Annotated in this window: 11 protein-coding genes; 3 read left to right on the forward strand and 8 right to left on the reverse strand. The window is 66.4% G+C overall.

From position 1 onward, the window contains the following. Nucleotides 1–38: 38 nt before the first annotated feature. The 4 genes from JQ633_RS05050 to JQ633_RS05065 all read right to left on the reverse strand — a co-directional run bounded on the left by JQ633_RS05050 (nt 39) and on the right by JQ633_RS05065 (nt 5,012). Nucleotides 39–1,118, reverse strand: coding sequence for a lipocalin-like domain-containing protein (locus JQ633_RS05050; RefSeq protein WP_211983080.1), 1,080 nt, complete (start codon nt 1,116–1,118; stop codon nt 39–41). After that, nucleotides 1,108–3,567 carry an ABC transporter permease gene (locus tag JQ633_RS05055; protein ID WP_211983082.1) on the reverse strand — a complete coding sequence of 820 codons (2,460 nt, stop codon included), beginning with the start codon at nt 3,565–3,567 and terminating at the stop codon, nt 1,108–1,110. Before JQ633_RS05055 ends, JQ633_RS05050 begins: the two co-directional genes overlap by 11 nt. Continuing rightward, nucleotides 3,564–4,166: an ABC transporter ATP-binding protein gene (locus tag JQ633_RS05060; RefSeq protein ID WP_433995626.1), complete on the reverse strand. Its 603-nt coding sequence runs from the start codon at nt 4,164–4,166 to the stop codon at nt 3,564–3,566. Before JQ633_RS05060 ends, JQ633_RS05055 begins: the two co-directional genes overlap by 4 nt. 84 nt (nt 4,167–4,250) lie before the next feature. Continuing rightward, nucleotides 4,251–5,012: a class I SAM-dependent methyltransferase gene (locus JQ633_RS05065; protein WP_211983084.1), complete on the reverse strand. Its 762-nt coding sequence runs from the start codon at nt 5,010–5,012 to the stop codon at nt 4,251–4,253. A gap of 242 nt (nt 5,013–5,254) precedes the next feature. Here JQ633_RS05065 and JQ633_RS05070 point away from each other — a divergent pair, with 242 nt between their 5' ends. Continuing rightward, nucleotides 5,255–6,541: an MFS transporter gene (locus tag JQ633_RS05070; protein ID WP_211983086.1), complete on the forward strand. Its 1,287-nt coding sequence runs from the start codon at nt 5,255–5,257 to the stop codon at nt 6,539–6,541. A gap of 75 nt (nt 6,542–6,616) precedes the next feature. Here JQ633_RS05070 and JQ633_RS35140 read toward each other — a convergent pair whose 3' ends face one another. After that, on the reverse strand, nt 6,617–7,105 hold the full coding sequence (locus tag JQ633_RS35140) for a hypothetical protein (protein ID WP_249158835.1): 489 nt from the start codon (nt 7,103–7,105) through the stop codon (nt 6,617–6,619). Between the two features lie 604 nt (nt 7,106–7,709). Here JQ633_RS35140 and JQ633_RS05080 point away from each other — a divergent pair. Next, nucleotides 7,710–8,150, forward strand: coding sequence for a hypothetical protein (locus tag JQ633_RS05080; RefSeq protein WP_211983088.1), 441 nt, complete (start codon nt 7,710–7,712; stop codon nt 8,148–8,150). A 52-nt stretch (nt 8,151–8,202) separates the two neighbouring features. Here the strand turns inward: JQ633_RS05080 and JQ633_RS05085 are convergent, their stop codons facing one another. Beyond that, entirely contained in the window at nt 8,203–9,945 is a 1,743-nt protein-coding gene (locus tag JQ633_RS05085) for an N-acyl-D-amino-acid deacylase family protein (RefSeq protein WP_211983090.1), read from the reverse strand. A gap of 235 nt (nt 9,946–10,180) precedes the next feature. After that, nucleotides 10,181–11,401 (reverse strand): MFS transporter, encoded by a 1,221-nt coding sequence (locus JQ633_RS05090; protein ID WP_211983091.1) that lies wholly within the window; start codon nt 11,399–11,401, stop codon nt 10,181–10,183. A gap of 191 nt (nt 11,402–11,592) precedes the next feature. On the opposite strand from JQ633_RS05090, the gene JQ633_RS05095 reads away from it, so the two are divergent. Then, nucleotides 11,593–12,849, forward strand: a complete 1,257-nt coding sequence (locus tag JQ633_RS05095) for a hypothetical protein (RefSeq protein WP_249158837.1) — start codon at nt 11,593–11,595, stop codon at nt 12,847–12,849. Nucleotides 12,850–12,990: 141 nt separating this feature from the next. Here the strand turns inward: JQ633_RS05095 and JQ633_RS05100 are convergent, their stop codons facing one another. Then, a complete protein-coding gene (locus tag JQ633_RS05100; protein WP_211983095.1) occupies nt 12,991–13,149 on the reverse strand; it encodes a hypothetical protein in 159 nt (52 codons plus the stop codon). Between the last annotated feature and the right edge of the window lie 86 nt (nt 13,150–13,235).

Raw genomic sequence — 13,235 nt, forward strand, 5'->3', positions numbered from 1 at the left:
ACATGCGGGACGATTTTTTCGCTTCGCTGGAAAACGCCCTAGTACCCGATCATCTCCAGATAGCCGATCCCGGCGTGGCTGCCCGCGAAGCGGATCGGGCCTTCCCAATAGGGAAAGCCGGTTCCCATCCAGCTCTTCGGGTTCAGCGGCGTGGTCTCGATGGCAAGGCCGCGTGCGGGAAGGCTGACGCGCCATGAAGTCGGCAGCTTGCGGTCGTCGATCTCGGTGGTCGCCAAGGGCGTGATGCTGTTGCCGCTGGCCGCAATCTCGGCTGAGCGGCCGTCCGGCGTGATCCAGTTCCCGAACAGGTTCTCGCGGCCGTCCTTTTGCCTCAGCCGGTACAGCATCAGCTTCTCGTCGCCGGGCAGATGCAGCGAGAACCAGTCCCAGCCGGTCTGGTCTGAGGCCAGCGGCTGGCTGCTCCATTCGCGGTCCATCCAGGCATGGCCGGTGACCTCGATAGGCTTGCCGTCGATGACGAGGCGCCCGGACGCCGTGAAGAACGGCTGGCTGTAGTAGTAGGAGGCCTGTCCGCGATCCGACTTGCGGCTGTAGCCGTGGTCGCCCTGCAGCATCAGCGGACGGCCGGCCTCGAGCCGCAGCGCGTAGCTGAAATCGGCCGCCGCGGCCTTCAGCTCCAGCGGCGCGACGGTCTGCGCGTCGAAGCCGTCGAGCCCGCGCATTTCCCAGGCGTCGATCCAGGCGTGAAACGGCGCCGCCTCGACATTGGCCTGACCGATGCCGCCGCGCGCCAGCGTCTCACCGACGCGATGCACCGTCGCGCTGGTCACCGCCGCGTGGCCCATCCAGACCTGCTGGCTGGCCCAGCCTTCGCCTTGCGGGCCGGCCTTCATCGCCTGGCGGAACAGCGTCCACTGCGCGCCATACATCGCGCCGCCAGCGTCGGAGAGGTTCGCGGTGACGTACCACCATTCGATCCGGAACTCCGGATGCGGGCCGTGATCGGCGGGGAAGGCGAACGTCCGGCCCGGCGTCACCGCCGCGAATCCATCCGCGGTCTCGCCGAGCCCGGCAAAGCCCTGCGCGAACGTCTTGCCGCCCAGCGCAAGCGCCATCGCGCCGCCGGCGAAAGCGCGGCGCGTGAGTCTAGCGTTCATTGACAAAGATCCGGATCAGGCTGGCCGGCTGCATGCGCGCCAGTCTAGCGACCGGGAGGGCCGCCGCACAGAGCGCTGCGAGCAGCGCAACCGCCAGCAGCTCGATCAGCTGCAGCGGGAAGACGTGGAACGGCAGCCGCCAGCCGAATGCTTTCACGTTGACGATCGCAAGCAGGCACCACGCCACCAGCAGGCCGAGCGGCAGCGCGAACAGCGCGGTGATCAGTGCGACGGCCATGGTCTTCAGCAGTTCGAGCGCGGCGAGCCGCCGCCGCGTCAGGCCGATCGCCCACAGCGGCGCCAGCTGCGGCAGCCGCGAATTGGCGAGCGTCAGCAGGCTGGTCAATAGCGCAATGCCGGCAACGCCAAGCGTGAAGGTGTTGAGCGCCGCGGTCACCGAGAAGGTGCGGTTGAAGATCCGCTTCGATTCCGTCTTCATCGTCGCCTGATCGGCGACGTTTCGGTCGTCGAGCGCGAATGTCTGCTGCAGCGCTGCGATCAGCGGCGCGGTCTTGTCCGGCGCGACGCGCAGCCCCATCCGGTTCAACGGCGCCTGCGGGAAGCGCCGCGTCAGCGCCGCGAAGTTGACCGCGATCTGGCCCTTGGGGTTGCCGTAATCCGCGTAGACGCCGACGATCTCGAGCGGCCAGCTGCCGCCGGGCGCGGGCACCTCGATCCGATCGCCGACCGCAAGCTTCATGCGGCGCGACAGCTGCTCGCTGACGAAGCAGGTGTCGCCGGGGCGCAGCCGCACCCACGCATTCGCCGCGCTGTCGAGCAGCGGCCAGTTGTCGCGATAGGTGGCATGGTCGGGCAGGCCGAGCACCTCGATCGGCGCGCCGCCGAGCTGGCTGTCGGCGCGGCCGCCAGGCAGGACCGCCTGAACCTCCGGGCGATCGCGCAGCCAATCCCTGATCTCTTTGGCCTGCGTATCGCTGGCGGCGCTGAGATAGACATCGGCGGCGAGCCGTCCGTCGAGCCAGACCAGGAAGGTGCGGCTGAAGCTCTCCACCATGGTGCCGACGCCGACATTGACGGCCAGCGCGAGCAGCAGCGCCATCAGCGCCAGCGACAGGCCGGACAGTTGCTGCCGGCTGTCGGCCCAGAACCAGAGGCCGACCGGCTTGCGCGCACTGCGCTGGCCGAGCGCGAGTGCGATCTGCAGCACCATCGGCAGGATCAGCGCCGCGCCGAGCATCAGCGCGGCGAGCACGGCAAAGCCTGCGATCAGGGAATCGCCGAATTGCACGAGACCGGCAGCGACCGCGAACACCGCCAGCGCCGCCGCGGTCTGCAGCATCAGCCAGCGCCGCTGCTCCTGCTGCCAGGCCTGCGGCTGTGCCGTCGCCAGGATCGGCATCCGGATCGCCTTTGCGAGACTCGCGGCCGCGGCGGCGAGCGCGCCCAAAATGCTGATGGCGATGCCGGCGAGCCACCAGATCGGCTTGAGCGAAAGCTCCCCTGGAATTTGCGCGCCATAGAGCCCGCGCAAGGATGCCGCGACATCGGGCAATAGCGCCGCAGCGATGAAGTAGCCGCAGACGAGACCGATCAGGCCGGCGACCAGCGCCAGCGACACCAGCTCGATGACGAGCACCGTATTGAGCATCCGCGCCGAGACGCCGCACGCGCGCAGCGTGCGAAGCATCGGCAAGCGCTGCTCGAAGGCGAGCCCGATCGCGGAGTTGACGATGAACAGCCCGACGAAGAACGACAGCAGGCCGAACGCGGTGAGGTTGAGATGGAAACTGTCAGTGAGGCGTTCGAGATCGGTTTCCGCGCTCGGCTCGACCAGGCGTAGCCTGTCACCCGCCACGCTTTCGAGCGCGGCACGCGGCGCCTTCGATTTGCCGATCAGCAGCCGCGAGACCTGATCGGGCTGCTTCAGGATTTGCTGTGCGATGCCGATATCGACAACCAGCACGCCGGGCGTCAGTTCGCGCTGCGCGCGCAGCGGCGGCAGCGTGATGCCGTTCGCCTGCGGCCTTGCACCTTCCTTGAGATCGAGATCGCGCAGCGTCTCCGGCGCCACCAGCATCTCGCCGGGCGGGGTGACGAAGGCCAGCAAGTTGCCGCGCGCAACCGCCGGCGCGTTGCCGACCTCGGACGGCAGCGTCACCGGCTCGACACCGAGCAGGCGAACACTGCGCCCGTCGATCTGGATGCGGCCCTCCAGCATCGGCGACACTGGCCAGCCGGCGCGGCGCAAATCGACGAACAGCTTTTGCGGAAAGGCCGCGCTGTCCTTGCCCACCAGCATGGCGGTGCGCGAGCCGCCGAAGGTCGCGGCGGCGCGGTCATAGGCGTTGCGAGCCTGCTGGTTCAGCGCCTGCACGCCGCTCCACAGCGCAGTCGCCGAGATCAATCCGATCAGCAGCGTCGCGAGCTGCATCGGATGCCGCCGCCAATGGCTGAGCAGCACGGCGAGGATCCACAACACGCGTCTCACGCCACCACCCCGGCATGCAGGTTGACCTGCCGGTCAAGCGTCGCAGCCAGCCGCGCGCTATGGGTGACCATCAGGAAGCCGCAGCCGGTGCGCGTCACGAGATCACGCGCCAGCCGCAGCACCTCGTCGGCGGTGTCCTCGTCGAGATTGCCGGTCGGCTCGTCCGCCAGCAGCAGCAGCGGTTTTGGCGCCAGCGCGCGGCCGATCGCAACGCGCTGCTGCTGGCCGCCGGATAATTGCTCGGGATAGCGCTTGAGGAGATTCTTCAGCCCGAGCCGCTCGACCAGCTCCTCATGCCAGCCCGCATCGTGGCGGCCGGCGATGCGCGACTGGAAGACGAGATTGTCGGCGACCGACAGACTCGGGATCAGGTTGAACTGCTGGAATACGAGGCCGAGCCGGTCGCGGCGCAACTCGGCGCGGCCGGCATCGCTGAGCTTGGATACCAACGTGTCGGCGAGCCTGATCTCGCCGCTATCGGCCGCATCCAGCCCTGCGATCAGATGCAGCAGCGTGCTCTTGCCGCTCCCGGACTCCCCGGTCAGCGCGACACTCTCGCTGGCGCCGACGGTAAGGTCGACGCCGCGCAGCACGGCCACGGTCTCGCTCGCCGAGCGATAGCTCTTGGTCAGTCCGGTGACGCTGAGTACGGTGGTCGGGTCGGGCGAAGCGATGGCCGTGCCTCACTGCGGCTTCTGGTATTTCAGGACAAATTCGTTGATCGGCACCGGTGCCTTGAACACCGGCATGTCCCTCGGGTCTTCCGGATGGTGCAGGAAATCGGCCTCCGCCACAAGCTTGAAGCCGGCGGCCTCGATCTCCTGCTTCAGGGTGCTCTCCTCGATCCGGTGCAGGGTCTTGGCGACGCTGACGCCGTCGCCGGCCTTGGCCGAATGGTCGGCGATGATCAGGAAGCCGCCGGGCTTCAGCGCGGCGAACATCTTCTTGTTCATCGCGGCGCGATCGACCTCCATGTAGGTGATGTCGTGATAGAAAAAGAAGAAGGTGATCATGTCGAGGTTGGCGACCTCGGGCGGGATCGGATCGTCGTAGTTGCGCACCACATGGGTGACGTTCTTCATCGCCGGCTTCTGGGCGCGGGTGTCGAAGCGGTCCTTCACGAAGCGCTCGATCACCGCGGCCGAGTCCTGTGCATAGATCTTGCCCGAGGGGCCGACGCTGCGCGCCAGGAGCTCGGTGCTGTAGCCGGCGCTCGCCGCCATGTCGAGGATGGTCATGCCTGGCTTGACGCCGGCAAAGGCCAGCATCTTGGCCGGCTGGCGGCGCTGGTCGACCTGGCGATCCGCATCGCTGCGGTCGGGTGCGGCGACGATCGCCGCGTGGTCGGGACTTGCTGCGTCCTCTGCGCGGACGCCTTGTGCGATGAGCAGCGCGGCAGCCGCGAATGCGGTGCTGACAGCCGCGCGAAGGATCGATCTCGTCATGAATAACCCCGGGCTTTGATGGCCTCCGAGCATAGCAGCGCGGCCATGACAGATCATCGCTCGGATCGCGTGACGACGCGATCGTGATCGGCCGCGGACGCCCGCGACAGGCGGCCTGCCCTGTGTCGCCCGGCCGACACAGCGGCGGAAATGCGCAGTTGCGCTGCCCGGCAAGCCGTGGCTAGCATCGCCGCAGGGCCGATTTTACGAAGCCGAATAAAGATATGACGGGGAGCGAGACCATGACGACGCAACCGACGCCCAAGGATACGCCGAGGGGCGCCTGGACCATCACCTTCCTGCTGTTCCTGTTCATGGTGGTGAATTTTGCGGACAAGATCGTGGTCGGGCTCGCCGGCGTGCCGATCAAGAAGGACATGGGCCTCAGCCAAGAGCAGTTCGGCGACCTCGGCTCGTCGTTCTTCCTGTTGTTCTCGATTTCGGCGATCGTGGTCGGCTTCATCGTCAACCGCGTCGCGACGCGCTGGGTGCTGCTGGTGCTGGCGGTGATCTGGTCGCTGGCGCAGTTTCCGATGATCGGCAGCGTCAGCTTCGCGACGCTGGTGGTGTGCCGCATCATCCTCGGCGCCGGCGAGGGGCCGGCATTCTCGGTGGCGGCGCACGCCATCTACAAATGGTTTCCTGACGAGAAGCGCACGCTGCCGACCGCGATCCTGTCGCAAGGCTCGGCGTTCGGCGTGATCCTCGCGGTGCCGGCGCTGAACTGGATCATCGTCAATCACAGCTGGCATCATGCCTTCGGCGCGCTCGGCATCGTCGGCCTGCTCTGGGCGGTCGCCTGGTTCGCGCTGGGCAAGGAGGGCCCACTGGTCTCGACCGCAGCGGTTGCCGCCGACGAGCCGCGGATTCCGTATTGGAAGCTGCTGACGTCGCGCACGTTCATCGGTTGCGTGGTCGCGACCTTCGGCGCCTATTGGGCGTTGTCGCTCGGCCTCACCTGGTTCACCTCCTTCATCATCGAAGGGCTCGGCTTTACCCAGCAGCGAGCCGGCTTCATCTCGATCCTGCCGTGGGTCTTCGGCGCGACCATCGTGCTGCTGACGGGCTGGATCTCGCAGCTGATGCTGGCGCGCGGCTTCACCACGCGCGGTGCGCGCGGCGTGCTCGGCGCGGCGCCGCTGATCGTCGGCGGCTGCATCCTCGCGATGCTGCCGTACGTTCCGCCTGGCGGGCTGATGATCGCGCTGCTGGTGATCGGCTCGGGCCTGTGCGGCTCGATCTACGTGGTCTGTCCGCCGATGCTCGGCGAGTTCACGCCGGTGTCGCAGCGCGGCGCCGTGATCGCGATCTACGGCGCGCTGTACACCATCTCCGGCATCCTGGCGCCGATGGTGATGGGCAACGTGATCCAGAAGGCGGCCACGCCGATGGAGGGCTATTTGTCAGGCTTCACCATCAACGCCGCGATCATGGTCGTATCCGGCATCCTCGGCCTGCTGCTGCTGTGGCCGAACACCGAACGCGCCCGGCTGACCGGACAGGCGGTAACGCAGCCGAAATACGCGTAGCGTCGTCGGGGCCGAAAAGCAGAGAGGGCGGCCCTATGAGCCGCCCTCCGGCGTGTCGCCGTAGGATTGGCGTCGCTACTGACAGAGATACATTTGGCCGTCATCGAGCTTCGTCATCGTGCCCGGCACGCACTTGAGGCCGTTGCGGGTCTGATAGTCGCTCCATCCGTTGTAGCCATAGTAAGGACCGTTGGCGTAGTAAGCCCTGAGCGGATAGTGCGGCTGACCGAATTGGGGATCGTTCTGGGCCGCGTATGAGTCGGTCCACGTGTTGTTTCCCCAACCATAGGCGGGACTTGCGGCGGCAGCGACTGCGCCGGCGGTGACCGCCGCGGCCGTGCCGACGACACCCGCGCCGTAACCGTAACCGTACGCAGCACGGCGGCTCTGCCGCCGCGCCACTCCCGCGACACTGACGGGTGTCAATGGCCGGCCGACCCGGGCTTGAGCGCCTTCGACCGAAGCAGAAACGCCGCCCTGCTCAGACCACGTGACTGAGAACAGCACCGCACAGGCCACCGTCGAGATCGCGATGGCAGAATTCCTGAGAATTCTCTGCGTCATGTCTAATCTCCAGAGTTGATCGCCCCATTGGTTCATGTCAAAAAAAATCAAAGCGACAAGCAAAGTACGCGTCAGCAAAGCCGTTGGAAGAAATCCGTCGGCCATTACAACTGATAGGGTGGAGACGTGTAGAGCATCAGGACCGCCGGGTCGTTGCCGGGCGTCCCGTTCAACCGGCACCCTATGATGGCTACCGATGTCCGCATAGCGATGCTCCGCGCGCATTATGCGCCTACGACGGGAAGCTCGCCAGCAAATTTGCGATGGCACAGAATGCATAGGCCCGGACAAGGTCGTCGACCTGATCAATCATTGGCGTTCTGTTCGAAGCGCGCGACATCGCTGCGAAGGCTTGACCCATGTCAAAGGCGACGTGCTCTCCGCGTGAGACTTTGATGCCAACCAGCGCATGTCGGGGCGGTCTCGCAGATTGATAGCTGCTTGACCCCACGCGGATTTGCGCTGCGCTTCAGCAGAAAGCAACGCAAGAAAATCGGGCCCATGCATCGCGCGATGCTTGAGCCTCGTCTTGGCGGCGGATCGGGAAATGCCTGCTCATCGCCGGCCTGGCCGGCGGTGAGCAGAATGGCTGATGGAGCGATCCATGCCACTGGCGCGATACTTCATGTATGTCGGCGGCGCGCTGCTCGCGCTCCTGTTTCTCCTTGACGCCAATCTACCGAAATTGTCAGTCGCGGAGCGTCCGAGTGCCGTTCGTCCAGCCATCCGCATCCTCTCGCTCGAGAAACTGCCTGACTTGATTGTCTACGACACCACCCTTCCGACGATCATTCCGGAACGCGTGGCCGAGTTGCCTGTGACCGTCCTCACTGAGAACAATGAAATCTCGTCCGCAACTCGCAACCGAGATGCCTTCGCCCAAATGCAGGTCGACGTCGAGCGGCGAAGGCCGCCCGGCCCCAGGATGAGAGAAGCGAGGCAGCCTCGAAAGCACGCACGCCATCGGCGATACGCGGCGACACCTTACGCATTCTTTGCGGAGCGCCGACCACGATTTGCGTGGTTCGAAAACCGTATCTGGTGAGCCGGTAGCCCGGACGAAGCGAAGCGCTATCCGGGCGCCGTTGCTACGGTGGCTAGCTCGCTGCCGCGCCGAACGTCGACTGCAGGCCCTGCGCGCCGCGCACGAGGCGGCCCGGCCGCGAGCCGGTGGCCTTGCCGCCGCGCTGCGTCACCACGCCGGAGACGATCGTCGCGTCGTAGCCGTCGACCTGCTGCAGCAGGCGACGGCCGCCGACCGGGAGATCGTAATGCACCTTCGGCGGATGCAGGTGCAGGCGGTCGTAGTCGATCACGTTGACGTCGGCCTTGAAGCCCGGCGCGATCACGCCGCGATCAGTCAGGCCGACCGACAGCGCGGTCTTGCGCGACTGCGCCGCGATCACGAACGGGATCGACAGCTTGTCGCCGCGGGTGCGGTCGCGCGTCCAGTGCGTCAGCAGGTAGGTCGGGAAGCTGGCATCGCAGATGATGCCGCAATGCGCGCCGCCATCCGAGAGGCCCGGCACGGCACTCGGCTCGCGCAGCATCTCATGCACGGCATCGAGATTGCCGTCGGCGTAATTCAGGAACGGCACATAGAGCATGCCGCGGCCCTCGTCGGTCAGCATCGCGTCATAGGCGAGCTCTTCCGGCTGCCGGCCCTGGCGGAGCGCCTGCGGGCCGAGCGCGTTCTCCGGCGGCTGCTCATAGTCCGGCGGATTACCGAGCAGGTACATCTTGTCGTAATTCGGCCGGAAGAACAGCGGATCGTCGGTCGCCGTCGCGGTTTCGCTCAGGATCGCGGCGCGCACCTCGGGCCGGCGCAACTGAGTCAGCCGCTCGGCTAGCGGCAGGTGGGCGATCGCGCGATAGCTCGGATGGGTCTGGAACGGGTTGCGCGACAATTCCAGCCCGAGCAGCAGCCCGACCGGACGCGCAGCGATCTGGGTCGTGATCGACAGGCCGCGTGCGGCCGCCTCGTTGATGGTGTCCATGGTCTGCCGCCAGCGCCGCGGCGCCTTGTCGGCCTGCGCCACCGAGAAAGAGATCGGGCATTTGGTGTTCTCGGCGACCCGCAGCATCATCGGCAGGTCTTCGTGCACGGTGCTCTGGTCGAGCACGAATTGCAGCACGCTGCGGCCGACGCCGTGCATCGCGCCGGCGATCGCGGTCAGCTCGTCTTCGCCGGCCTTGAGCGTCGGCGTGTAGTCGCCGGTCGAGGTGCGGTGATTGAGCGTGCGCGAGGTCGAGAAGCCGAGCGCGCCGGCGCGGACCGCATCGCCGGCGAGCGCCGCCATCGCCTTGTTGTCCTCGGCCGTGGCGGGATCGCGGCGCGCGCCGCGCTCGCCCATCACATAGACGCGCAGCGCGGCATGCGGCAGCTGCGCGCCGATATCCATGTCGAAGCTGCGCTTCGAGAGCCAGTTCATGTAGTCGGGGAAGCTTTCCCATTCCCAGGGAATGCCGGCGCTCAGCACCGGCTCCGGAATGTCCTCGACGCCTTCCATCAGCTGGATCAGCCTGACGTGATCGCTCGGCCGGCACGGCGCGAAGCCGACGCCGCAATTGCCCATGATCGCGGTGGTGACGCCGTTCTGCGACGACGGCGTGATGTCCTGGCTCCAGGTCACCTGGCCGTCGTAATGGGTGTGGACGTCGACGAAGCCGGGCGCCACCAGCTTGCCCTTGGCGTCGATCTCTTCCTTGCCCTTTGCCGTGACTTTGCCGACTTCGGTGATCTTGCCGCCGGTGATGGCGACGTCGGCTTCATAGAGGTCGCCGCCCTTGCCGTCGGCAATGCTGCCGCCGCGGATCACGAGGTCTGGGGTCGAAGTCATGGCATTCCATCCCGTGGCTGTTTTGTTGCCGCATCATGGGTGACCCCCGGATGCTGTCAACCGCCACGGGTGAAGCTCTGGAATGCGCCTGATTCTTGTTTCGCGTGGAGAAACGCGTTTCTCGTCTGGTGGGTTAGAGCATGATCCGGAAAAGTGCGAAGCGGTTTTCCGAAAAGATCATGCTCAAACAAGGAGCTAAAAGCGCGATGACGATTCAACCCAATCTCATCGCGCTTTAGGCCGCCGCGGGAACGCGAGCCGGCGGTTTGCGTTCCGTCACCAGCGCCAGCAGCACCGTCAGCACCATGAACACCGCGGAGGCGCCGAACACCCAGTACGGCATGTGCTGGTCCATGATCCAGCCGAACAGCAATGGGCTCACGATACCGCTGAAGTTGAAGCCGGTGGAGACGATGCCGAAGGCACGGCCCGCGGCGCCGGGCGGTGCCGCGTTGCGAACCATCATGTCGCGCGACGGCGCGATCACGCCGCCGAGGAACCCGGCGAGCCCCATCGCCAGCGTCAGCGCCACCGGCGGCAGGGTGACCAGCGCGATCATTAGGACGAGCGCAGTATTGATGGCGAAGCACGCCGCGGCGACCTGGCTGTGACGATGGGTCCAGTCGGCCAGATAGCCGCCGGCGAGCACGCCCGCGGCGCTGGAGCCGAGGAACGCGGTCAGCGCGATGTTGGCGGTCGAGAACGACGCGCCGTAGCCGCTCATCAGCGCGACCACGCCGAAATTGTTGATGCCCGAGGTCGACAGGCCGAGCAGCGTAAAGAACAGCGTCAGCGCCATCAGCGCCGGCGTGATCACGCTGGCCTTCGGCGCGTTGTCGCCCTTGGCTTTGCCTTTGTTGGCGCCGGCATCGGGAATGCCGAGCACGATCAGGAACAGCGCGACCAGCGGGCCGATCGCGCCGGCCACGATGAGCGCGCCGAGGCCGCCGATCCCGGCCACCAGCGCCGCCATGATCGCAGGCGCCACCGCGCCACCGAGGAAGCCGGCGAAGGTGTGGATCGAGAAGGCGCGGCCCATCCGCGCCTCGTCCATGTGTGCCGAGAGGATGGCGTAGTCAGCCGGGTGATAGACGCTGTTGGCGAGGCCGAGCAGCACGGCGCAGACGATCAGCGAGGTGTAGCTCAGATGCAGGCCGAGCCCGATCAGCGCGCAGCCGCCGACGGTGAGCCCGATCAGGAGGATCTTGCGCGCGCCGATATGGTCGGCGAGGTAGCCGATCGGCGCCTGGGTCAGCGCCGAGACCACCGCGAACACGGTCAGCGCGAAGCCGAGCTCGACATAGCCGACGCCGAGCTGTGCCTTGAGGAACGGGAACAGCATCGGCAGCACGAAAATGTGGAAATGGCTGACCCAATGCGCGACCGAAATCCCGAACAGCGTGCGCGGCGCACTGTCGGCCTTCATTTGTTGCGGTGCAGCCAGAACGTCGACCATATCTTGAGCAAACCTCGTTTTCCGGGCGCCGAAAATAGAGGCTGTCCGATAATTGTCCATGAACGCCGCTGCATGGCTGCCCCCGGCGGGGGTGCCGGATTGACACATGCGGCATTCAAAAGAGGCGACAAAGCCGTCCCGCGCGGCGATGATCGGCCATGATCGCAGCCAGAAAGCCGCTCCGAGTGCTGATGCCTGAGGGGTCCAGCACCTCCGGCCGCGAGGCGGTCACGATCCTGGGGCTGGCCGGCCATCACGTCGAGGTCTGCGATCCCTCGCGCTGGTGCCTTTCGCGCTATTCGCGTTTTGTCCGCAAATTCCACCATTGTCCGCCGCTGCGCACCGATCCGGCCGGCTTCCTGCACTTCATCGAGCGGTTGATGGCATCCCAGCATTTCGACGTGCTGCTGCCGACCCACGAACAGGGCTTTCTGTTCGCGCGCGCCGGGCAGCGTCTGCAGGGCGGCGCCGGCCTCGCGCTGCCGGATTTCGCCGCCTACCGCATGGTGCACAGCAAGGCCGGCTTCAGCCGGCTGCTCGACCAGCTCAACCTGCCGCAGCCGCCGACCCGGATCGTGACCTCGGCGGACGAGCTGCGTGGTGCCATGCGGTTTCCGTCGGTGGTCAAGACCTCGATCGGCACCGCCAGCCGCGGCATCTGGTTCGTGCGCGATGGGAGCGACCTCGATCTCGCGCTCAACGAGCTTGAGTCCGCCGGCGACTTTGCCGGCGAGGTGCTGGTGCAGGACCTCATCACCGGCACGGTCGAGAAGGCCCAGTCGGTGTTCTGCCGCGGCACGCTGGCCGGCTTCCATGCCTACCGCCAGGTCGCGGCCGGCGTCGGCGGCGGTGAGGCGATCAAGGAAAGCGTCGGCCGGCCGGCGATCCGCTCCGCGATCGAGACGATCGGCGCGCATCTAAACTGGCACGGCGCGCTGTCGGTCGACGTCATCATGCCGCTCGACAGCACGACGCCACTTTTGATCGACTGCAATCCGCGGCTGGTCGAGCCGATGAACGGCTATGTCGCAAGCATCGATCTCGTCGACCTCCTGTTGTGCGTGTCATTGGGTGAGACGCCGGTACCGCTCGCCGAGGGCCGTGCCGGCGTGCGGACGCATCTTGCGATGCAGGCCCTGCTCGGCAGCGCGTCGCGCGACGGCACAAGGCGCGAGCTCATCCGCGAATGCGGCCGCATCGCCGGGGGCGATGGCCTCTATCGGGACAGCACGGAGGAGCTGACGCCGGTGCAGCACGATTGGCCGGGCGCCGTGCCGTTGGCGATCACGGCCGCGCTGCTGCTGGTCTCGCCCGCGATCGCCACGTCGCTGGCGCGCGGCGGCTTCGGTGCGCATTTGCTCGATCGCGCGAGCATCGCGGCGATCGAGAGCGAGGATTTCTTGCGAGATATTTCAATGCGTCGTCCCGGCGAAGGCCGGGACCCATAACCACCAACGGTCATTGTTGCGCAACGCTGGACCCATAACCACCAATGGCTTGCGCGCCGCTGGGGCCACAGCTCGCGCCGACGACTCAAGCCTGTGGTAATGGGTCCTGGCTTTCGCCAGGACGACGGATTGATATGCCGCCTACAACGGCTCGTCGTCATTGCCGTAGCGGTCGACTTTCGGCGTCGCCATGTCGCCGTCCTCGTAATACTCGTCGTCCGGCGGCGGCGAGGGTGGTGGCGGCGTCTTCGGCTTGTCTTCGGCCTCGGCGCCGACCTTTTTCTTTCCGGCCTTGCCCATGCGTTTCCCCTGCCTGGGTGAAATCACTGGCCCAATTCTATCCCAGCCGCGGCCGCTTGTAATGTGAACGGGCGGCGCGGCGCTAC

This window comes from Bradyrhizobium tropiciagri (genome assembly GCF_018130505.1).
Taxonomy (GTDB): Bacteria; Pseudomonadota; Alphaproteobacteria; order Rhizobiales; family Xanthobacteraceae; genus Bradyrhizobium; species Bradyrhizobium tropiciagri_B.